The 21,942-nt window shown below is 71.7% G+C and carries 15 protein-coding genes; 3 read left to right on the top strand and 12 right to left on the bottom strand.

From position 1 onward, the window contains the following. Positions 1-34 precede the first annotated feature (34 nt). Positions 35-1,375, bottom strand: coding sequence for a M16 family metallopeptidase (locus tag MUU72_RS32915; protein WP_248017126.1), 1,341 nt, complete (start codon positions 1,373-1,375; stop codon positions 35-37). Positions 1,376-1,686: 311 nt separating this feature from the next. Between MUU72_RS32915 and MUU72_RS32910 the strand changes: the two genes are divergently transcribed. Then, positions 1,687-4,131, top strand: a complete 2,445-nt coding sequence (locus tag MUU72_RS32910; protein WP_248017118.1) for a DNA gyrase/topoisomerase IV subunit A — start codon at positions 1,687-1,689, stop codon at positions 4,129-4,131. Positions 4,132-4,354: 223 nt separating this feature from the next. On the opposite strand, the gene MUU72_RS32905 is transcribed toward MUU72_RS32910, so the two are convergent. Then, on the bottom strand, positions 4,355-5,467 hold the full coding sequence (locus tag MUU72_RS32905) for a CobW family GTP-binding protein (protein ID WP_248017117.1): 1,113 nt from the start codon (positions 5,465-5,467) through the stop codon (positions 4,355-4,357). A gap of 422 nt (positions 5,468-5,889) precedes the next feature. On the opposite strand from MUU72_RS32905, the gene MUU72_RS32900 reads away from it, so the two are divergent. Beyond that, positions 5,890-6,891: a ferredoxin family protein gene (locus MUU72_RS32900; protein WP_248017116.1), complete on the top strand. Its 1,002-nt coding sequence runs from the start codon at positions 5,890-5,892 to the stop codon at positions 6,889-6,891. A 551-nt stretch (positions 6,892-7,442) separates the two neighbouring features. Here MUU72_RS32900 and MUU72_RS32895 read toward each other — a convergent pair. The 4 genes from MUU72_RS32895 to MUU72_RS32880 form a co-directional block, all read right to left on the bottom strand. Next, a complete protein-coding gene (locus MUU72_RS32895) occupies positions 7,443-8,129 on the bottom strand; it encodes a response regulator transcription factor (RefSeq protein ID WP_248017115.1) in 687 nt (228 codons plus the stop codon). Continuing rightward, positions 8,126-9,289, bottom strand: coding sequence for a sensor histidine kinase (locus MUU72_RS32890; protein WP_248017114.1), 1,164 nt, complete (start codon positions 9,287-9,289; stop codon positions 8,126-8,128). The genes MUU72_RS32895 and MUU72_RS32890 overlap by 4 nt, the downstream gene beginning before the upstream one ends. 31 nt (positions 9,290-9,320) lie before the next feature. Further along, entirely contained in the window at positions 9,321-9,809 is a 489-nt protein-coding gene (locus MUU72_RS32885; protein WP_248017113.1) for a DUF1453 domain-containing protein, read from the bottom strand. Positions 9,810-9,971: 162 nt separating this feature from the next. Beyond that, a complete protein-coding gene (locus MUU72_RS32880; protein WP_248017112.1) occupies positions 9,972-12,092 on the bottom strand; it encodes a DNA gyrase/topoisomerase IV subunit B in 2,121 nt (706 codons plus the stop codon). Between the two features lie 444 nt (positions 12,093-12,536). On the opposite strand from MUU72_RS32880, the gene MUU72_RS32875 reads away from it, so the two are divergent. Beyond that, positions 12,537-12,767: a DUF7455 domain-containing protein gene (locus MUU72_RS32875; RefSeq protein WP_018538276.1), complete on the top strand. Its 231-nt coding sequence runs from the start codon at positions 12,537-12,539 to the stop codon at positions 12,765-12,767. A 121-nt stretch (positions 12,768-12,888) separates the two neighbouring features. Here MUU72_RS32875 and MUU72_RS32870 read toward each other — a convergent pair whose 3' ends face one another. The 6 genes from MUU72_RS32870 to MUU72_RS32845 form a co-directional block, all read right to left on the bottom strand. Further along, positions 12,889-13,698: a serine protease gene (locus MUU72_RS32870; protein ID WP_248017111.1), complete on the bottom strand. Its 810-nt coding sequence runs from the start codon at positions 13,696-13,698 to the stop codon at positions 12,889-12,891. A 136-nt stretch (positions 13,699-13,834) separates the two neighbouring features. Then, a complete protein-coding gene (locus tag MUU72_RS32865; RefSeq protein WP_282505235.1) occupies positions 13,835-15,391 on the bottom strand; it encodes an RNA polymerase sigma factor in 1,557 nt (518 codons plus the stop codon). A gap of 394 nt (positions 15,392-15,785) precedes the next feature. Beyond that, entirely contained in the window at positions 15,786-16,769 is a 984-nt protein-coding gene (locus tag MUU72_RS32860) for a FadR/GntR family transcriptional regulator (protein ID WP_308403913.1), read from the bottom strand. Positions 16,770-17,407: 638 nt separating this feature from the next. Next, the gene (locus MUU72_RS32855; protein WP_372503290.1) at positions 17,408-18,175 is read right to left on the bottom strand and encodes an NUDIX hydrolase; all 768 of its coding nucleotides are present in this window, start codon (positions 18,173-18,175) and stop codon (positions 17,408-17,410) included. A 47-nt stretch (positions 18,176-18,222) separates the two neighbouring features. Beyond that, a complete protein-coding gene (locus MUU72_RS32850; protein WP_248017124.1) occupies positions 18,223-20,211 on the bottom strand; it encodes a glycogen debranching N-terminal domain-containing protein in 1,989 nt (662 codons plus the stop codon). Between the two features lie 223 nt (positions 20,212-20,434). Continuing rightward, positions 20,435-21,775, bottom strand: a complete 1,341-nt coding sequence (locus MUU72_RS32845; RefSeq protein ID WP_248017123.1) for a DUF4192 domain-containing protein — start codon at positions 21,773-21,775, stop codon at positions 20,435-20,437. Positions 21,776-21,942: the final 167 nt, after the last annotated feature.

Genomic DNA, 21,942 nt, shown 5'->3' with positions numbered 1-21,942 from the left:
CTCGCAGGGGCGTCTGCGGGGGTGGTGGCGTCGGTCACTTGGCCGCCTCCTCTTCCTCGGTGCCGGCGGCGTCGGTCTGCGCGGTGGGCTCGTAGACGAGGACCGCGCGGTTGTCGGGGCGCAGCCGGGCCTTGGCGACCGCCTGCACCTCCAGCGGGGAGATCTCCAGGACACGCTGGACAGCGGTCAGCGCGAGCTGCGGGTCGCCGAACAGGACGGCGAAGCGGCACAGTTCGTCGGCGCGGCCGCTGACCGTCGCCAGGCGGTCCAGCCACTCGCGCTCCAGCTGGGCCTGGGCCCGCTCCATCTCCTCCGGGGTGGGGCCCTCCTCGGCGAACCGGGCCAGCTCCTCGTCGACCGCGGCCTCGATGGCGGGCACCTCGGCGTCACCGGACGCCTTCACGTCCAGCCAGCCCAGGGAGGGCGCGCCGGCCAGCCGGAGCAGGCCGAAACCGGCGGCGACGGCGCTGCGGTCGCGGCGCACCAGGCGGTTGTACAGGCGGGAGGACTCGCCGCCGCCCAGGATGGTGAGCGCCAAGTCGGCGGCGTCGGCCTCGCGGGTGCCGTCGTGCGGGAGGCGGTAGGCGGCCATCAGGGCCCGGGAGGGGACGTCCTCCTCCAGGACGGTGCGGAGCTGGCCGCCGATGGTCTCCGGCAGGCTGCCGTCGCGCGGCGGCTGCTTGCCGTTGTGCGACGGGATGGAGCCGAAGTACTTCTCCACCCAGGCCAGCGTCTGCTCGGGGTCGATGTCGCCCACGATGGACAGCACGGCGTTGTTGGGCGCGTAGTAGGTGCGGAAGAAGGCCCGCGCGTCCTCCAGGGAAGCGGCGTCGAGATCGGCCATCGACCCGATGGGGGTGTGGTGGTACGGGTGGCCCTCCGGGTACGCCATGGCGGTGAGCTTCTCGAAGGCCGTGCCGTAGGGGACGTTGTCGTAGCGCTGGCGGCGCTCGTTCTTGACCACGTCGCGCTGGTTCTCCAGCGACTCCTCGTCCAGGGCGACGAGGAGGGAGCCCATCCGGTCCGCCTCCAGCCAGAGGGCCAGCTCCAGCTCGTGGGCGGGCATGGTCTCGAAGTAGTTGGTGCGCTCGAAGCTGGTGGTCCCGTTGAGCGAGCCGCCGGCGCCCTGGACGAGCTCGAAGTGGCCGTTGCCCTTGACCTGCGCGGACCCCTGGAACATCAGGTGCTCGAAGAGGTGGGCCAGGCCGGTGCGGCCCTTGACCTCGTGGCGCGAGCCGACGTCGTACCACAGGCAGACGGCCGCCACCGGCGTCAGATGGTCCTCGGAGAGCACCACGCGCAGGCCATTGGCCAGCCGGTGCTCGGTCGCTGTCAGGCCGCCGGAGCCGGCTTCTTCTGTGGCCGTGTGACCCATGGGCATGTACGTCCCTTCGATCCGCTTGCGAGGAAGTTCTGTCACTGTATGCAACCGCGTCGGCATCTGGCGAAGTTCCCGTGAGGAAGGCCCCGAACGTGGCCGTGCCCGCCCTGGGGGGCGGGAAGGGGGGAGCGGTGGTGAGCGTTGTCAGTGGGGCGGTCCACAATGGTCCGCGTCAGACTCATCGGACTCGCCGGTCGGTCCGCCGGCCGGCCGGTCAGCGCTGATCCCAGCGCCGGCCCCAGGCGTTGACCCACAGCGTTGGTCCGACATCGGCAGCAGACGCAGCAGAAGGAGCCGCAGCCGCGATGGCCCGCCGCAGCACGAAGACCCCGCCGCCGGACGACTTCGAGGAGAGGATCCTCGACATCGACGTCGTCGACGAGATGCAGGGTTCCTTCCTCGAGTACGCCTACTCGGTCATCTACTCGCGCGCCCTGCCGGACGCCCGCGACGGCCTCAAGCCGGTGCACCGCCGCATCCTCTACCAGATGAACGAGATGGGCCTGCGGCCCGACCGCGGCTACGTGAAGTGCGCCCGGGTCGTCGGTGAGGTGATGGGTAAGCTCCACCCGCACGGCGACGCGTCGATCTACGACGCCCTGGTCCGCATGGCGCAGCCGTTCTCGATGCGGCTGCCCCTGGTGGACGGGCACGGCAACTTCGGCTCCCTGGGCAACGACGACCCGCCCGCCGCGATGCGGTACACCGAGTGCCGGATGGCGTCCGCGACGTCCCTGATGACGGAGTCGATCGACGAGGACACCGTCGATTTCACGCCGAACTACGACGGCCAGGAGCAGGAGCCGGTGGCCCTCCCGGCCGCCTACCCGAACCTCCTCGTCAACGGGTCGTCCGGCATCGCCGTCGGCATGGCGACGAACATGCCGCCGCACAACCTCGGCGAGGTGATCGCCGCGGCCCGCCACCTGATCAAGCACCCGAACGCGGACCTGGACACCCTGATGCGGTTCGTCCCGGGCCCGGACCTGCCCACCGGTGGCCGGATCGTCGGCCTGGGCGGGGTCCGCGACGCGTACGAGAAGGGCCGCGGCACGTTCAAGATCCGTGCGACGGCCACGGTGGAGGACGTCACGGCCCGCCGCAAGGGCCTGGTCGTCACCGAACTGCCCTTCACGGTCGGCCCGGAGAAGGTCGTCTCGAAGATCAAGGACCTGGTCGGCGCGAAGAAGCTCCAGGGCATCGCGGACGTCAAGGACCTCACCGACCGCGAGCACGGCCTGCGGCTGGTGATCGAGGTGAAGAACGGCTTCAACCCCGAGGCCGTCCTGGAGCAGCTCTACAAGCTCACGCCGATGGAGGAGTCCTTCGGCATCAACAACGTCGCCCTGGTGGACGGCCAGCCGCTCACGCTGGGTCTGAAGGAGCTGCTGGAGGTCTACGTCGACCACCGCTTCGACGTGGTACGCCGGCGCAGCGAGTTCCGGCGCACCAAGCGGCGCGACCGGCTCCACCTGGTCGAGGGCCTGCTCACCGCCCTGGTGGACATCGACGAGGTCATCCGCCTGATCCGCTCCAGTGAGAACAGCGCCCAGGCCAAGGAGCGCCTGATCGCGCGGTTCTCGCTGAGCGAGGTGCAGACCCAGTACATCCTCGACACCCCGCTGCGCCGGCTGACCAAGTTCGACCGGATCGAGCTGGAGGCGGAGCGGGACCGGCTGGAGGCCGAGATCGCGGAGCTGACCCGGATCCTGGAGTCGGACGCCGAGCTGCGCAAGCTGGTCTCCGGCGAGCTGGCCGCGGTCGCGAAGAAGTACGGGACGCCGCGCCGCACGGTCCTTCAGGAGTCGACGGGCGTGTCGGTCGCCGCGGTGCCGCTGGAGGTCTCCGACGACCCGTGCCGGGTGCTGCTGTCCTCCACGGGCCTGCTGGCACGTACGACCACGGCCGGGGCGGCGGTCGACACCGACGCCAAGCGTGTGAAGCACGATGTGATCGTCTCGGCGGTGCCGGCGACGGCGCGGGGCGAGGTGGGCGCGGTGACGTCGCTCGGGCGGCTGCTGCGGCTGGCGGTGATCGATCTGCCGCAGTTGCCGGACACCGCGGCGCCCAGCCTGGCGGGCGGCGCACAGGTGGCGGAGTTCCTGAGCCTCCAGGACGGCGAGCAGCTGGTGTGCCTGACGACGCTGGACGAGTCGTCGCCGGGTCTCGCGCTCGGCACGGAACAGGGTGTCGTGAAGCGCGTGGTGCCCGACTACCCGTCCAACAAGGACGAGTTGGAGGTCATCACCCTCAAGGAGGGCGACCGCATCGTGGGCGCGGCGGAGCTGCTGACCGGCGAGGAGGACCTGGTCTTCATCACCGACGAGGCCCAGCTGCTGCGCTACCCGGCGTCGCAGGTACGGCCGCAAGGCCGCCCGGCGGGCGGTATGGCGGGCATCAAGCTGGGGCAGGGCGCGAAGGTGATCGCTTTCGCGGCGGTCGATCCGGCGTCGGAGGCGATGGTGTTCACGGTCGCCGGCTCGCAGGGCATGCTCGACGACTCGCTGGCGACGGCCAAGCTCACCCCGTTCGACCAGTACCCGCGCAAGGGCCGGGCCACGGGCGGGGTGCGCTGCCAACGGTTCCTGAAGGGCGAGGACTGCCTGACGATGGCCTGGGCGGGCCCGGCACCGGTCCGGGCCGCTGACGCCAAGGGCGCCCCGGTCCCGCTGCCGGACCCGGACCCCCGCCGCGACGGCTCCGGCGTCGCCCTGGCGAAGCCGGTCTCGGCCCTGGCCGGCCCGGCGTAGCCACGCCCCGACTGGCTGGCTGGCTGGCTGGCTGGCTGGCTGGCTGGCTGATCAGACGATGCCGCCCGGGTGGTTGTTGACCACCCGGGCGGCATTGTTGGTACGCGGGGGCGCGCCGGCCGTCGGGTTGGGGTGCGCTGGGCTCGGGGACGCGAGGGCTGCGGCTGGGACTGGCATCAGCCCTGCTGTGACGGCGAGTCGACCCGCTCCCCCAGTTCCCGTGTCACTCCTCCGGCGAGGGGACGTACCGCAGCACGCCCCACATGCTGTTCTCATCGACCTGCACCCCCGCGGTCTGCCGGCAGCCCTCCAGCCCCTTGCGCAGCGCAGGAGCATCCACCCCACTGCCGATCATCACCAGCTGCGTACACCGCTCCTCGCCCTTCGGCCACGGCTCGGGGTAGAACCGCAGGAAATTGCCGACCGCGTGCAACGTGAACTTCTGGCGGTTCTCCGGGATGTCGAAGTGGACGAACCCCTTGATGCGGTAGAGGCCGGCAGGCCGGCTGTCGAGGAACTCCATCAGCCGACGCGGCTCCATCGGCTCGAGCGAGGTGAACTCCACGCTCTCGTAGGCGGCATGGAGATGCCCGTCATGGTGATGCCCGCAGTCGGCGCAGCCCTGGGGAGCACACTCGCCTCCCCCCTCAACCCCCTGCCCCAGCGCCCCGCCCGCAGAAGCCTCACGCAGCAGGTCCTCGAACGACAGCTGGCGAACGGCCGCGTCAGTGTCATCACCCGGCCCACGGTCGAAGAACAGCTCGGGATCGATCCGCCCGTAGGCCGTGCAGATCACCGGCCTGCCAGGAGCGAGCCCAGCGAGCGTGTCGATCAGCTCCTGACGCGCCGCATCACCGATCCGGTCGGCTTTGTTGAGGACCACCAGGTCAGCAATCCCGACATGACGGTCCAGCTCAGGATGCCGGGCGCGGGTGTTCTCGAACTCCGCAGCATCGACGACTTCGACCAACCCGCCGTACACGATCCGGTCGTTGTCGCTCGCCAGAACCATCCGGATGAGTTCTTGGGGCTCGGCCAGCCCACTGGCCTCGATGACGATCACGTCGATCCGGGCGGAAGGGCGGGCCAGCCGCTCCAGGTAAGTGTCCAGCTCGCTGGTGTCGACGGCGCAACACAGACACCCGTTGCCGAGGGAAACCATCGAGTCCACTTGGCCGGCCACCGTCATCGCATCGATCTCGATGCTGCCGAAATCATTGACGATGGCACCGATCCGAGTGCCATCACCGGCCCGCAATAGATGGTTCAGGAGCGTGGTCTTCCCCGACCCCAGGAAACCCGCGAGTACGACGACCGGAATCTGTTGCGTGGCCAAGGCGGCGCCTCCATGGTGCGGGCGGCGGGCCGCACGGCCCGGCGGCGTACGAGCTGTCGATCGTAACGGACGCCCCTCGCCCGGGCTCGGGGCCGCCTCCCTGCCCCCAGGCGCCCATACCGCCGCGCCACCCCACAACCGGTAGCCATCGGCCCACTCCACAACCGCGTGCCCCAGCTGGTTGCGGGAGCACCCAACACGAGCGCAGGGGGACGTCAGGAGTTCCGGGGCCCTCTCCTTTTCCTGGCCGCCGGCGGCTGCTGCCGCCGCCGCCTCGCCTTCACCGGCCGACGCCGTACGGGCCGGCCTACGCGCCCGCCGGCGCCCTCCCGCAGACACGACTGCCTGCCCTCATTCCCCTCGGAACCTCCCGGCGCCTTACCGGCATTTCCGGCGGAAGGCTCCGGGTTAGGCTCGCCTTTGTGAGTACATGCGCTACCGCCTCCCTTGCAGCGGCCGAACCGCTCGCCGGCACAGCCGCCACCGCCCGGACCTGGCTGCTGATCGAGCAGCCCGGCCCCTGGGGAGCCAAGGCGCTGACCGACAGCCACCTCGATCCGCACGTCGGCCAAGCCCTGGAGGCGGCGGCAGAAGGCACGGGGGTGCGCGTCGCCCTGATCCGGCGTCCCGGACGCCACGCCGATTTCCACGGCACTCCCCGCCGCCTCTTCCTCGCGCACACCGCGCCCGGACGTTCGTGGATCCGCACCACCACTGTGACCGATCCGCGGGCCGCTCTCGGGCTGGATTTCGCTGCACTGGGGGCCGGTGACCACGGTGACCTCTGGGAGCCGTACACCGGCGACCCGGTGGTGCTTGTGTGCACCAACGGCAAACGGGACCGCTGCTGTGCACTCCTCGGCCGGCCACTGGCCGCTCAGCTGGCCTCCGAAGGCTGCGCGACCTGGGAGGTGACGCACATCGGCGGCCACCGCTTCTCCCCCACCCTCTTCGTCCTCCCCTACGGCTACGCCTACGGGCGCGCCTCGAGTGAGCTGGTCAAGGAGGTCGTGGAGGCGGCTCGCGGCGGCCGCGTCACGCCCGACGCATGCCGGGGCCGTTCGACGTGGGACCGGCCAGGCCAGGCTGCCGACCTCGCGGTCCGGGAGCTGGTCGGGGAGTGGCGCACGGACGCACTCGACGTCGTACGGACCGACGCGGTGCGGCCCGAACCTCGGAGCGACCCCGGGCAGGCGCACGGAAGCGGACCTCTGCCGGGGACCACTCCCGCGTGGGCGCTCACCGTCGCACACACCGACGGGCGAACGTGGCGCGTGGTGGTCGAACAGCGATCCGACGGTGCTCCGGCGCCCGCCAGCTGTGGTGCGCCGCTCGGTCCACCTGCGCGTATGGCGGTCGCCTCCCTCACTCCCACTTCGCTGGCGGACCGTACCGCCACTGGGAGTCCTCTCCCGCCGTTGTGACACCGGAGGCGGGTCAGGCTCCGGCGTCTGCCCGCTCCTCCCGAGGCGCTGCACGCCACCAGGCGGCGCTCCCCCTCCGGCGTCCACTGCGCAGGCCAGCGCGACGCCCAGCGCCAATCCCAGCGTCACCGCGAGGCCAAGGCCCAGTGCCGGCCCCACCGTGCGCGACACCGCAGCCCGCCGCCCGTCGCGCCGGCTCACCGCGCTTGCTGCTCCGCTAACCACTACCCCAGCCCACATGCCCGCTCCCCCGCCGCGCTCCGGACGCGGTTCTCCAGCCGTTCCCGGCCTTCCGACGACCTGACACAGCGAGGCTACGCAGACACAATCCACCACCGCAGAGCCTGTGGATAACTCCGCACGCCAGACCGACATCCGCGCCCCACGAGCACCGGATCCAGCCCCACGTCGCTCCCCCCACACAGCAGGAGAACCACAAATCGAGCAGTGGCGGCGGCCAGCTGCCGCCCACGCACGCCATCAGGCCGCAATGACGCGACCTAAGTCCCACGGCAACGCAATCCCCGAGGGCCAGCGCGTCACTCGTCGGCTTACCGGGCCGACGCTCCCGGAGGCTCGGCCAGGCCGTGCCGGTACGCATAGTGGATCGCCTGGGCCCGGTCGCGCAGCCCCGCCTTGGCGAAGAGATTGTTGATATGGGTCTTCACCGTCGCCGTGGACACGTGGAGTGAGCGGGCGATCTCCGGGTTGGTCTGTCCTTCGGCGACGAGCCGCAGCACCTCCACCTCCCTGGCGGTCAGCCCGTCCGGAGGCTCGTCCGGCGGCCGCGGCCGGCTCGGTGCGGGTTCCGCGAGGCGTTCCAGCAGGCGGCGCTGGATCTTCGGAGAAAGCCCGGCCTCGCCCGAGAGCACATCGTCGATGGCACGGACGATCTCGTCCCCGTCGGCGTCCTTGGTGAGGTAGCCACGGGCGCCGGCCTGGAGGGCGGGGAAGAGGGAATCGTCATCGGCATACGTTGTGAGCACCACGACCTGGGTGCCGGGGTGATCCGTGCGCACGCGGCGGGTCGCCTCGACGCCGTCGCAGCGCGGCATTCGCAGGTCCATCAGGACCACATCCGGAGCGAGTTCGGCGACCAGACGGACGGCCTCCTCACCATCCGCCGCGGAACCGACCACCTCGATACCAGGCAGCAGGCCCAGCAGCATCACGATTCCCTCGCGCACCACTGTCTGGTCGTCGGCGACAACCACACGCGCCGTCGTCCGCGCCGTCATACGGGCACCCGCAGCCGCACCACAAAACCCTCCTCATCGGGTCCGGACTCCAGCGTTCCGCCGAGGAGTTCGGCACGCTCCCGCATCCCGAGGAGACCGTACCCGGAACCGCTATGGGCGAGTTCCCCCTGCGCACCACTGCCTCCGGAGTCGCGGACCACCAGCCCCACGCTGTCCTCGGCGTACTCCAGCCGCACGCTCACCCGGGCGCCCGCCGCATGCTTGCGCGCGTTCGTCAGCGCCTCCTGGGCGACCCTCCGCACCGCGAGCCCCGCTTCAGCCGGCAGAGCGCGCTGATCGCCCACGACATCCAGCTGGACGCCCTCAGCGGCCGTCAGATCGCGCAGGAAGTCCTCGACCGGGGCCATCTCCCCCCGCAGGGCAGAAAGCGCCTCACGCGTCCCGTCAAGCCCTTCTCGGGCCATTCCCCGGCACGCCACGACCCGTTCCAGCAGCTGTGCGCGATCCGCCTCCAGGTCGGTGCTGCGCTGGATCAGCTGCCGCGCCGCTTCCAGGTGCACCAGCTGGGCACTGAGGCTGTGCGCGAGGACGTCGTGGATCTCGCGGGCGATCCTGCCCCGTTCGGCGAGCGCCGCGGTCTCGGCCTCGGCCTTGCGGGCCGCGCGCTCCTGGGTCAGCAGCCGATGCGCGTTGCCGCGTGCCTCGGCATCCAGGCGCACGACGTACCCGGCGAGCCCCAGACCCGCGGTGGTCCCCACCGTGGTCAGCCAGTTGTCGGTGTTCACCACGGCGTAGGCGCCGAGCGCGACGGCGGAGCACGGTACTGCGGCGCTCAGTGGCAGCCGCTCCATCGCCGTCATGGCGCAGACGCACCACAGGACGATCGCCGGCAGTTGCGCCCCGGCCAGGTGGAAGCCGAAGGCAGTGGCCTCCAGCACGGCGAACAGCGCGATGGACGGCAGCAACCGCCGCTCCAGCGTCGTCCTGAAGAAGCCGCGGAACGCCACCACGCTGAGGACCACCCCGGCGGCAGCCGCCGCCAGGGCCCAGCCGGTGAACGCCCCGCCCGCGAACGTCGTCCAGAGCAACCCCGCGAACACCAGGATCCGAACGCCGCGGCCGATCCACAGGCGAGCCTCGCTGAGGCCCTCCCTGGAGAGTGCCTCCCGCAGCGGCCATCTCGTCCAGGCATTCGGCACGGGCGGTCCTTCCGGTGAGCGACGCAGGGCCTCAGCCCGCGACAGGGACACGGTACGTCCGCTGCACTCCCTGGGCACGCCACAGGGTGACACCGGCGCGGGTGAGCAGCATTCCCCCTACGGACAGCAGCGTCGTCTGGCTGCCCTGGTGGACGCCCAGCGCGGCGGCGACGCCCATGAGGCCGAGGCGCAGCGCGATCCCGCACAGCCAGACGCCGGCCGCGGCCCACGTGCCCTTGGTCCACACCACTCCGCTCTCGTCCGTCCAGATCCGGGTGGTCCACCCCCATGCCGCGCCGCTGGCCAGTCCGATCAGCAGGCTCACGGCCAGCAGGGCCACCGAGGCGGCGCGGTGCGCGGTGTCCAGGAGGCCGGGCTGCCGCAGGGCCAGGAAGCCCAGGACGGCCGGCATCAGCCACCAGGTCCTGCCGTGTGCGGTGACGCGCTGCGCGGTGAACTGCCGCGCGAAGACGATCGCCACGACCGCGATCAGGACAGCGATGTTGAGCAAGCCGCTCATGGCCCGGGCCTCCATCGGGACGCTGGATTGTTCGACGCCCCCGACGCTACGGAGAGACCCCCGCCGCCCGGATCGGAGCCAGGGTGGGACGCGGGTGGAAACGGCGGCGGGCGCCCGTCCACCCGTGGGTGGAGAGGCGCCCGCAGCGAGCCGCGACGAGGCTCAGGTGTCGATCCGCGAACGGTCCAGGGTGGCGGCGGAGTTGGTGATGAATTCCTTGCGGGGCGCGACCTCGTTGCCCATCAGCAGGTCGAAGGTCTTCTCCGCGACCTCGAGATCACTGATGTTGATCCGCCGCAGCGTCCGGTGGCGCGGGTCCATGGTCGTCTCGGCGAGCTGGTCGGCGTCCATCTCGCCCAGGCCCTTGTAGCGCTGGACGCTGTCCTTGTAGCGGATCTTCTTGCGCTGGAGCTCCAGGAGGGTCTGCCGCAGCTCGTTGTCCGAGTACGTGTAGATGTACTTCTCCTGCCCCTTCTTGGGGTTGATCAGCTCGACGCGGTGCAGCGGCGGGACGGCGGAGAAGACCCGGCCCTGTTCGACCATCGGCCGCATGTAGCGCTGGAAGAGGGTCAGCAGCAGGATGCGGATGTGCGCGCCGTCGACATCCGCGTCGGCGAGGAAGATGACCTTGCCGTACCGGGCGGTGTCGATGTCGAAGGTGCGGCCGGAGCCCGCCCCTATGACCTGGATGATGGCGCCGCACTCGGCGTTCTTGAGCATGTCCGAGACGGACGCCTTCTGGACGTTCAGGATCTTGCCGCGGATCGGCAGCAGCGCCTGGAACTCGGAGTTCCGCGCGAGCTTGGCGGTACCCAGCGCCGAGTCGCCCTCGACGATGAACAACTCGCTGCGGTCGACGTCGTCGCTGCGGCAGTCCGCCAGCTTGGCCGGCAGGGAGGACGACTCCAGCGCCGTCTTCCGCCGCTGCGCCTCCTTGTGCTGCCGGGCGGCGATGCGCGTACGGGCCGCGGCGACGACCTTCTCCAGTACCGCGCGCGCCTGCTGCTTGGCGTCCCGCTTGGTGGACGTCAGGAACGCCTTGAGCTCCCGGCTGACCACCTGGGCGACGATCCGGGACGCGGCGGAGGTCCCGAGCACCTCCTTGGTCTGCCCCTCGAACTGCGGCTCCGCCAGCCGCACGGTGACAACCGCCGTGAGGCCCTCCATGGCGTCGTCCTTGACGACGTCGTCCTCGGCGACCCGCAGCAGCTTGCTGGACCGCAGCACCTCGTTGACCGTCTTGGTCACCGAGCGCTCGAACCCGGCGACGTGGGTGCCGCCCTTGGGGGTGGCGATGATGTTGACGAACGACCTGATCGTGGAGTCGTACCCGGTGCCCCAGCGGAGGGCGATGTCGACGCCCAGTTCCCGGGTGACTTCGGTGGGTGTCATGTGCCCGCGGTCGTCGAGGACCGGCACGGTTTCCTTGAACGTGCCCTGGCCGGTGAGCCGCAGGACGTCGCAGACGGCCTTGTCCTGCGCGAGGTACTCGCAGAACTCGCTGATGCCGCCGTCGTAGCGGAACGTCTCTTCCGTCTTGCCGGCGCCGTCGATGCCGCGCTCGTCGCGGACGACGATGGTCAGGCCGGGCACCAGGAACGCGGTCTGGCGGGCTCGGGCGTACAGCGTCTCCAGGGAGAGCTTGGCGTCCTTGAGGAAGATCTGCCGGTCGGCCCAGTAGCGCACCCGGGTGCCGGTCTTGGTCTTCGGGATCCGCTTGCCCTTGTGGAGCCCGTTGGCGGGCTCGAACGAGGCGTCCGGGCCGGGGCCGGTGAAGGCACCGGGGACGCCGCGGCGGAAGCTGATCGAGTGGGTCTTGCTGCTGCGGTCGACCTCGACGTCCAGCCGCGCGGAGAGCGCGTTGACCACCGAGGCACCGACGCCGTGCAGACCACCGGACGCGGCGTAGGAGCCGCCGCCGAACTTTCCGCCGGCGTGCAGCTTGGTCATCACGACCTCGACACCGCTCAGCCCCGTCTTGGGCTCGACGTCGACGGGGATGCCGCGGCCGTTGTCCTGCACCTCCACGGAGCCGTCGCCGTGGAGGATCACCTCGATGTGGTCGCAGTAGCCGCCCAGGGCCTCGTCGACGGAGTTGTCGATGATCTCCCACAGGCAGTGCATCAGACCGCGGCTGTCCGTCGAGCCGATGTACATGCCGGGGCGCTTGCGGACGGCTTCCAGACCCTCGAGGACGAGCAGATGCCGCGCGGTGTAGTTGGACCCGTCCCGGTCTGCCCCGGTCAGCACGGCGGTGGACGGCACGGACATCTCGGCGGTCACGCGGTTCGCTCCTCGCTGAATTTCTGGCAGTCCGCGTTCCGCGGACTCGGTTGTGGCGGTGTCGCCGGTGAGAGGGTACCGAGGCCCAGTAGAGCCGATGTGACGCCACCCGTGAGCGTGACCATGGTAGTAGAATTTCGCTCGTGCGTTCGATCGCTCGATGGGGTGACGTCCGAGTGACGTGCACATCACGTTCCCTTCGAGGCATGAACCATTTAGGCTCCGGGCACGTCCTCATCAACAACCGGCAAGCCAGCCGGGAGGGCAGAATCCAGTTACAACGTGAATCAGACCACCACGCACTACGGCTCATTCGCCGCCACCCGGCAGCACCCGGCCCCCTTGGAAAGAATTTTTCGGGGAAAAGGCACGAGCGGGAACGTTTTCGGCCTGGTTGGATGTTGACCCTGGTACGACAGCTCGTCGAGCTAGAGAAGAGGCGACGTGACTACTGTTCTGACACCCGCGAGCCCGCTGACGGCCGCTGACCGGTGCGACCGCTGCGGCGCCCAGGCATACCTGCGCGTCGTCCTGATGTCCGGCGGAGAACTGCTCTTCTGCGCCCACCACGGCCGCAAGTTCGAGCCAGAACTCAAGAAGATCGCCGCGGAAATACAGGACGAGACGGAGCGGCTCACCACCACTCCGAGGTCTGCGTCCGACGAGGAACGCTGACACTTCGCATCCACGACGAGCGAGTAGCGGCCCTGCGCCGTGCGGCGGGCGGTTTTCCCGGCACCCCGGGGAGACCGCCCGCACTCGTGCGTTCCGGCAGCCACCGTGTGCCCGGATGCCGTCAGCCGGCTCCGTGCTCCAGTATGGCCGGCAACAGCGCGGAGGCCCGCGTGTAGACACCGGGGCTGCCGGGGCGCCCGCAGCCGGTCCCCCACGACACCAGCCCCACCAGCCGCCCGTGCACCACCAGCGGCCCGCCACTGTCCCCCTGGCAGGCGTCCCGCCCGCCCTTCGGCTCCCCCGCGCAGAGCATCGAGGCGGCCTTGTACATCCCGTCCGCGCTGCCCGGGTAGGCGCGGGCGCACACCGAGTCCCGCAGGACGTTCACCCTGGCCGAGCGCAGCCGCGAGGCGTAGCTGCCGTCGCCCGTCATGTCACCCCACCCGTAGACGGTGGCGGCTCTGCCCGGCAGGTAGGCGTCGTCGTCGGGCCCGGCTATCCGTATGGGGCGGTTCGGGACGCGTTTCTCCAGGGTGATGACGGCCATGTCACCCTCGTTGGTCCAGCTGTTGTAGCGGGGATTGACCCACACCTTGGCGACCTTGACCTCGTGGCCTCCCTTGCCGGTGAGGTTGTTCCGTCCGACGACGACCCGCAGATCCCGCACTTCCTGCCACGGCAGGCCCAGCACCTCCCGGCCCAGGCAGTGCGCGGCGGTCACCACCGTCGCGTGCCCGACCAGCACGCCCCCGCAGAACTGCCCCGAGCGCTGGTTCCCGAAGCGCTGGTGCGAGGTCAGCGCCACGGCCCAGGGGCTCTGTGAGGGGCGGGCGGGCTTTCCCCCGACCACCGACTCGTCCGCGGCCGCCGAGGCCGGTACGGCGAGGATGAGCGCAAGCGCCCCGAGGGCGGCGCGTACGGTCGGTCGCATACGGACTCCTGACTCCGGGACAGTGGTCGCACACCCAGAGTGACCCAAACGGGCGCGCCCCGCACCCGGACGGCCGCGAGCCCGGCCTCCCACGGGGTGGAGGGCCGGGCTCGCGGCGCGGTCGGAGCCGCTGCGACTAGTCGAGGTAGTCGCGCAGCACCTGGGAGCGCGACGGGTGGCGCAGCTTCGACATCGTCTTGGACTCGATCTGGCGGATCCGCTCACGGGTGACGCCGTAGACCTTGCCGATCTCGTCAAGGGTCTTGGGCTGGCCGTCCGTGAGGCCGAAGCGCATGGAGACCACGCCGGCCTCGCGCTCGGAGAGGGTGTCCAGTACGGAGTGCAGCTGCTCCTGGAGGAGCGTGAAGCTGACCGCGTCGGCCGGGACGACCGCCTCGGAGTCCTCGATGAGGTCACCGAACTCGCTGTCGCCGTCCTCGCCCAGCGGGGTGTGCAGCGAGATCGGCTCGCGGCCGTACTTCTGGACCTCGATGACCTTCTCGGGGGTCATGTCCAGTTCCTTGGCCAGCTCCTCCGGGGTGGGCTCGCGGCCCAGGTCCTGGAGCATCTGGCGCTGGACGCGGGCCAGCTTGTTGATGACCTCGACCATGTGGACGGGGATACGGATCGTCCGGGCCTGGTCGGCCATGGCGCGGGTGATGGCCTGGCGGATCCACCACGTCGCGTAGGTCGAGAACTTGTAGCCCTTGGTGTAGTCGAACTTCTCGACCGCACGGATCAGACCGAGGTTGCCCTCCTGGATGAGGTCCAGGAAGAGCATGCCGCGGCCGGTGTACCGCTTGGCCAGGGAGACGACCAGACGGAGGTTGGCCTCCAGGAGGTGGTTCTTCGCCCGGCGGCCGTCCTCGGCGATGATCTCCAGCTCGCGCTTGAGCTTGGGCGCGAGCTTGTCGCTGTTGGCGAGCTTGTCCTCGGCGAACAGACCCGCCTCGATGCGCTTGGCGAGCTCCACCTCCTGCTCGGCGTTGAGGAGCGGGACCTTGCCGATCTGCTTGAGGTAGTCCTTGACCGGGTCGGCGGTGGCGCCGGCCGCGGCGACCTGCTGGGCGGGGGCGTCGTCCTCGTCCTCGTCCGACAGTACGAAACCGGCGTTCTCGGCGCCCTCGGGGTCCGCCGGCTCGCCCTTGCCGGGCGCCGGGGTCTCCTCGGTGAGGTCGTCCTCGAGCAGGTCGTCGACGTCCTTCTTGGCCGCGGTCTTCTTCGCGGTGGTCTTCTTGGCCGCGGTCTTCTTCGCGACCGTCTTCTTGGCGGCCGTCTTCTTCGCCGCGGCCTTCTTCAGGGGCGCGGCCTCGGGGTCACCGGCGGCCGGGTCCGCCACGGAGGCGGCGGCCGAGGCGGTGGTGGTCTTCTTCACCGTGGCGGTCTTGGCCGCGACGGTCTTGGTGGCGGTGCGCTTCGCCGGACTCTTCGCTGCGACGCTCTTGCGGGTGCGCTTGGGCGCCTCTGCGGCACTGACCATCAGCGTCACACCCTCCTCGTCGAGGATCTGGTTGAGGCTGCGCAGAACGTTCTTCCACTGGGTTGGCGGAATCTGGTCAGCCTCGAAGGCCCGACGCACGTCATCGCCGGCGATCTGCCCATCTGCCTTTCCCCGCTCGATGAGCGCCATCACAGACTCGGACTCGGCGATCTCCGGCGGGAGCGTACGGGATGTGCTGGCCGACACGAACAACCTCTCGGAACGATGGAAACGGCTTCCGACCCCGTCCACGATGGGTCGGAGCCGACGACCGCCGGTGGGGATGGACCGACGGCGCAGGGGCAACCGGGGAGTTGAACAGCGTCACGAATGCCGCTCGTATTCCCTCCTCGGCTATCACCTCTTAAGTCATCGCGCTTCCCCGGAGAGCGTTACGCCCAATCTGCGTGGCCCGAGTCACACCCCATAACGACCCATTCCCCGCCATATGCCATGCAATCCTCTCAAGGGCTGCCGCCGGACCCGGACGACGCCCCGGATCCGGCGATCTTGCGCTCCTTCGCTCCGTACGACGCGTCCCCGGCGGGGGCGTACGGGGTACGAGCCCGCGCGGCGCTTACGGTCCGCACGCGGTCGGCTACGAGCCTCAGTGCTCGCGGGGCGCGGGGACGACGTGGTCCACGGGCGTCCCGGTGCCCTGACCGCCGGTCTCGCCGTGGGCGGCGAGGAGCTGGCGCATCGCGGATTCGGCGGCAGTGGCGTCACCGGTACCGATGGCGTCGACGACCCGCATGTGCTGGCCCACCGACGTCTCGACCGGGCGCTCGCAGCCACCGCCGTTGCCCCCGGAGACGTGGAGGGCGGAGCTGACGATGCCGGCGAGGTGCTCCAGCATGCGGTTGCCGGCGAGCTGGAGCAGCAGGGTGTGGAACTCGGCGTCGGCACGGGCGAAGGTCATGGTGTCGCCCTGGGCCGCGGAGTGGCCCATGATCTCGACCATGTCCGCGAGCCGCTGCTGGATGTCCTCGCGGCCGTGGCCGGCGGCGAGCCGGGCGGCCAGCGGCTCGATGGTCCAGCGCAGCTCGCACAGCTCGCGGCGCTGGTCGTCCCGCTGCGGCCCGTAGGCGCGCCATTCGATGATGTCGGGGTCGAGGAGGTTCCAGTCGCTCACAGGCCGCACCCGGGTGCCCACGTTGGGGCGCGCGCTCACCAGGCCCTTGGCTTCGAGGACACGCAGTGACTCGCGGACGACGGTGCGGGAGACCTCGAAGCGCTGGCCGATCTCCTCGGGGACGAGCGGGCGGTCGGCACCGAGATCGCCGGAGACGATCATCTGGCCGAGCTGCTGGACGAGTTGGCCGTGGAGGCCGCGGCCGCGGCTGCCCGCCGCCCGCCGGCCGACCCGGCCGATGTCTGCTTCGGCGCCTTCCCAGACCGGCGAGACGCGCTCTGCGCGGTCCTGGCCGGCCGCGTTGGCGGCGTTGGCGTAGGGGTAGCGGTCAAGCTCGCCGGGGCCTGCGAGGCCGGTGTCGCCGGGGCGAGCCGCGGTCATCATGGTGTGCGCAAGGGTACTCACGCATCCTTTGTCGGCGGCGCCCTGAACGGCCTTGAGGTCTTTGGTGAAAAGCACACGAAAGGGTGATCGCCCGTTATCTCGCAATTGACGCTTTATCGGAAAGAAACGCGCTTTCCGCGGCGAGTTGTGGGCAACGGGTGCAACAACCGGGTGGCGAAACGGGCGTTGCGGACGGCCGGCACCTCCGACCCGTTAGCACGGTGAACACATAAGCGCAGCCCAGCGCGGCGCCGCAACTCCCGCACTCCGCACAGGTGTTGGACCTCCTGCTGCACCAGGAGCGGTACGCCCCGATCGCATCCGTAAGCCCGCGCATACGTGCGGCATGGAATGCGTGGGGTGGGACGTGAATTCGGTGGCGGCGGGGCCGTCGGCACCCCGGTGGTCCGGGGGTCAGGTGGGGCGACGGAAACGGAAGTTGGCCGAGCGGTGATTCGCGCGTCGGCGGGTGGCGGTGACCCGGGGCGGAATCAGGAAAGGCCCGGGGCGGAATCAGGAAGGGGTGACGCCAGGAGTGGGCGGGATGCGCTGCTGACGCCCCCGGGGAGAAGCGGGCACCGGGTCGAGTGGGGAGGGGACTGCTGTGGTGACCGGTGACGGCGTTGGTGCGGGGGTCGCGGCGCGCGGAGTCACCCGGGGTGGTGACTTCGCGGGCGGCGGGTTGACGACGGGGGCTTGTCCACCGGGGCGGGTCAAACCTCGGGGCGCAGCATCGGGGGGTTGAGGAGGGTGGCGCCGCCGGCGCGGAAGAGTTGGGCGGGGCGCCCGCCCTGGCGGGTGGTGGTGCCGCCGGTGGGCACCAGGAAGCCGGGGGTGCCGGTCACCTTGCGGTGGAAGTTGCGGGGGTCGAGCGCGACGCCCCAGACCGCCTCGTAGACCCGGCGCAGCTCGCCGACGGTGAACTCCTGTGGGCAGAACGCCGTGGCCAGGGAGGAGTACTCGATCTTCGAGCGGGCGCGTTCCACGCCGTCGGAGAGGATGCGGGCGTGGTCGAAGGCGAGCGGGGCGGTCAGCTCGCCGTCGCGGGTGTGGGGGTTCCCGTCCTGTTCCAGGAGGGTTTCGACCGGGGCCCACCGGGCGCTGTGGGCGTCACCGCCGGCCTTGGGGGCGGGCAGGTCGGGGGCGAGGACGAGGTGCGCGACGCTGACCACGCGCATCCGGGGGTCGCGCTTGGGGTCGCCGTAGGTGGCGAGCTGTTCGAGGTGCGCGCCGTACGGGGCCTGGGGGCCGGCCGGTGGGCAGGCGTGCAGGCCGGTCTCCTCGGCGAGTTCCCGGGCGGCCGCCTCCGCCAGGTCCTCGTCGGCCCGGACGAATCCGCCGGGCAGGGCCCAGCGGCCCTGGAACGGCGGCTCACCGCGGCGTACGGCCAGCGCACACAGGGCGTGGCGGCGCACGGTGAGCACGACCAGGTCGACGGTGACAGCGAGGGGCGGGAAGGCCGACGGGTCGTAGGGAGGCATGTCGCGATCATAGTCGTCCGCTTGACGATAAACAGGTCGCGCGGGGGTCATGACCGCAGTTGCAGACCGTCCGCGGCCTCTTCGACCATCCCCATGCCGAGCCTGCTGATCCGTACCGCGAAGGGCTGCTCCGCGATGGTCAGTCCGGTCAGCTGCATCGCGCCGAGCGGGGCGGTGCCGAGCGGGCGGACGGTGACCGTACCGGCGGGGACGTCGGGGTGCAGGCCCGCGAGGGCGAGGAGTATGTGGACCGCGCCGGCCGCCGCGACGGCCGCCGGGCGGCAGGCCGCCGGGTGCGGGACGGGGACCCCGCCGGCGGTGCGCTGCTCCCCCGCGTACATCTCCGGGAGGCGGTGGCCGAAGCTTTCCGCGGCGTCGAGGATGCCCCTGGCCAGGGCGCCGGCGGCGGCTTCGTGGCCGGCCGCGGCCAGGCCGGCCGCGGCGACGGCGGTTTCGTGGACGCGGACCGCTCCGCCGCGGTGGCCGAACGGGTTGTAGCCGCTCTCCTTGGCGCCGAGTCCGCGCAGGCCCCAGCCGGAGTCCATGGCGGGGGCGCGGAGCAGCCGGCACAGCTGGTCGGTCCGGGCCGCGTCCAGGAGGCCGGGGGCGTGGGCGGCGCCACCGAGCAGGCCGGTGTCGAGGAGGTGGGCGGCGGTGGCGCCGAGGTGCGGGACGGGGCGGCCGTCGTCGGTGAGCAGGGCGGCGGGGCGGCCGCCGGCGCGGTCGTCCAGCCAGAAGTCGTTGCGGAACCGGGCGCGCAGGTCCGCCGCCCAGTCGCGGAGGGCGTCGGTGCCGGGGGCTCCGCAGGCGTCGAGGAGGTCGGCGCCGAGGACCGCGGCGCGGTGGGCGTGGGCCTGGGTCTCGCAGCGGTACGGGCCGTCGGGGGCCGGGTCGGGGAGGTAGCCGCCGCGGCCGGCGCCGGGTGGGTCGGTGGCCGTGCGCAGCCATTGCAGGCAGCGTTCGGCGGTGGGCAGCAGCCGTTCGGTCTCCTGGTCCGGCAGTCCCCAGCGGCGGGCCTCGGCGAGGACACAGGGGAAGAGGAGCGTGGCTTCGATACCGGTGCAGCCGGGCGGGGCGTGCGGACCCGCGTCCCGGAGGGGGCCGGGAATTCGGCCGAAATCCGCCCCCGGAGTGGCGAGTTGGGTCCGGGCCAGGGTGCGCAGGGTGGCGGCGGCGAGCCGGGTGCCGAGCGGGAGCAGCATCCGGGCGGTCCACAGGGCGTCGGCGGGTGCCAGACCGCAGCGCCAGGGGAAGCCGCCGGCGACGAAGACGTCGGTGGGCAGGGCCGGGTCGCGCAGCAGCAGGCCGTGCAGGTCGTCGAGGCTGTGGGCCAGGAGGGCGTCGGCGCGGTGGTCGTCGCATTCCAGACGCGCTGCGGACCAGGAGCGCGGTGGCCGGTCACTGCCGCCCTTGGGCCTCGTTCCGGTGCGCAGGACGGGGGCGGCGGTGTCGCTGCGGCTGCCCGTGGGCGGCGGGCCGCCGGCTTCGTGGTCCAGGCGGGGGCGGAGTTCGATGGTGCGCCGGCCGCCGGGCGGCAGGTGCAGCTCCCAGCGGAGCAGGCCCGCGGAGGCCAGGGCGTCCTGGGGCGCGGGGGTGGCGGTCACCACGGCGTGGGCGCCGCGTCCGGACCAGCGGAGGCCGGATCCGTGGACGGCGGCGGGGAGTTCCGGGCCGGGGAGGCCGGCGGCGACGGCGCCCAGTTCCGCCAGGTCGGTGCCCAGGTGGATCTCGACGGGCATGCGGAGGGGCCGGGCGGCGCTGCTGTGGAAGGTGATCCGCTCGGTGCCGTCGGCGGAGCGCAGTCGCTCCATGCGGATCTCCGGGTCCGGTCCGCGCTCGCCCGTTCTGCGGAGCACGCCGGTGAACCGGGCGCGGTCCGCGGAGAGCAGCCGTCCCTGGACGACGAGCGGTTCGGCGCCCGCGGCCCGTACCTCGCAGCGGGAGAGGATGCGCCGCCCGTCGCGGTAGCAGCCGTCCAGGCCCTGCCCGGTGAGCTGGCCCGTGGCGGACGACACGGTGAGCGAGGGCAGGGCCACGCATACCAGCGCCGCGTGGACCGGTTGGGGCTGCGCCAGCCGGGGCGGCGGCGCGGTGCTGCGCCGTTTCCCCGTGGTCCGGAGGGTCGGCTGGGTGGTGGGGACGATCCCTGGCACGCTCTGCGCTCCCTGGTGAGGTCGGGGCTCCGTACGGCCTGACGCCACTCAGCTGAACGGTGTGGCCGGCGCCCAGGTCACGCCAGCCACGCCTCACCCCGTGCGGTTACCGCCGGCTTCGGTCACCGTCCCGGCCCGTGCGGCGGCTGCCGGAGGTGCCGGTCGTGCGGGAGCCGGGGCGGGTGGTGCCCCGGGGGCCGCGGGGGCGGCCGGCGCTTCCCGGACGGGCCGGTGCGGGCCTCCGGGTGGAGGGCCGGCGGCCGGTGGCGGCGGCGTCGGTACCGCCCTCCGGGGGCGCACCGGCCTCCTCAGCTTCACCGGCCGTGGTCCCCGCACCGCGCCCACCGTCCCGGGCTGCCTCCGCGGCCTCGGCTTCCTCGCGCTGCTGGCGCAGGCAGCGGCGCAGGGGCTCGGGGTCCAGGCCCTCGTTGAGGGCACGGTGCAGCAGCTGGGCGAAGACGTACTCCTGGTCGGCGGCCAGGGCACGGCTGAGGGCGACACGTGCAGAGGGGCCGTCGGCCGTGGACCAGCACACCCACCCGGCGAGCGTCAGCGGGGCCGCGGCGTGTTCGCCGTACCCTCCGGTGCAGCGGCGGGCGAGGGCGCGCCAGAGGCGGAGGGCCGCCGCGGCGTCGGGGCCGTCCATCCATTCCGCCGCCCGGTCGCGGGTGGCGCGGTTCTGCAGGCCGAGGATGAGGGTGGCGGCCTCGGCGTCGGTGATCAGGGCGTCGTCGCAGGCATCGCGGGCGCGGTTGCTGCCGGCGGGAGTGTCCTGGCGGAAGCGGTGGATCATCGCGGTGGCCAGTTCGAGGGTGTCCCGGTGGACGGCGGCGGCACCGTCGGGCCGGAGCATCCTGGGCACCAGGTCCTCGGCCGCGGCGTCCAGCGCCTTTTCCTGGTCGGCGCCGCGCGGTCCGGTGCGGGGCGTGAGCCGGGCTTCCATCTCCTTGAGAGAGCCGCGTACCTGCATGCCGGAGTAGGCGGCGGCCGCGGCCATCACGGACGTACCGGGCAGGAAGAGCGGGGTGCCCTCGGCGGGGCAGCAGCGGTAGTCGGGGCAGCAGTAGGACCAGAAGCGGCCGTTGGACAGGCACAGGGCTTCCAGGACCGGTACGTCCAGCGCGCCGCAGGCGGTGCGCAGCCGCTGGGCCAGGGGACGCAGGCGTTCCTTGACGTCCTGGCCGGTCTCGCCCGGTGCTGGTTCCTGGCAGAGGAAGACCAGGATGCCGACCGGGCGTCCGGAGCGCCGGCGGGCGCCGGTGATCAGGCAGTCGGCGAGCTGGTCGCTGACGTCGGGCCAGTGGGACGGGTCAGAGGGGATGCCGAGTCGGAGCCGGCCACCGAACCGGGCGCGGTCGCCGTGCAGGGCGACCATCACGATGCTGTTGTCCGGATAGAAGCCGAGGAGGTACGGAAGGGCGTCGGCGAGTTCGGCGGGGCCGCGCAGGGTGACCTGGGATTCATGGGCCGGTGCGGCGGTGGGGTCGGCGGCGGGCGGCCCGGAGGAGCCGGGGCTGTCGTCGGACGCCGCGGGCGGGGCGTAGGCACCGCACGCGAGGGCGGGCCCGGGCGGGTCGAAGGGGGTGGGCGGGGCGCCGGCCGGCGGCCAGGAGG

Source organism: Streptomyces rhizoryzae (genome assembly GCF_023155275.1).
Taxonomy (GTDB): domain Bacteria; phylum Actinomycetota; class Actinomycetes; order Streptomycetales; family Streptomycetaceae; genus Streptomyces; species Streptomyces rhizoryzae.
The sequence above is the reverse complement of the archived record's forward strand: the minus strand, read 5'-3'. Positions and strand labels throughout refer to the sequence as shown.

Excerpts from the sequence above, each read along its gene's own strand:
- MUU72_RS32915 (WP_248017126.1), bottom strand. The coding sequence starts at position 1,375 with ATGGGTCACACGGCCACAGAAGAAGCCGGCTCCGGCGGCCTGACAGCG.
- MUU72_RS32910 (WP_248017118.1), top strand. The coding sequence starts at position 1,687 with ATGGCCCGCCGCAGCACGAAGACCCCGCCGCCGGACGACTTCGAGGAG.
- MUU72_RS32895 (WP_248017115.1), bottom strand. The coding sequence starts at position 8,129 with ATGACGGCGCGGACGACGGCGCGTGTGGTTGTCGCCGACGACCAGACA.
- MUU72_RS32885 (WP_248017113.1), bottom strand. The coding sequence starts at position 9,809 with ATGAGCGGCTTGCTCAACATCGCTGTCCTGATCGCGGTCGTGGCGATC.
- MUU72_RS32870 (WP_248017111.1), bottom strand. The coding sequence starts at position 13,698 with ATGCGACCGACCGTACGCGCCGCCCTCGGGGCGCTTGCGCTCATCCTC.
- MUU72_RS32855 (WP_372503290.1), bottom strand. The coding sequence starts at position 18,175 with ATGCCTCCCTACGACCCGTCGGCCTTCCCGCCCCTCGCTGTCACCGTC.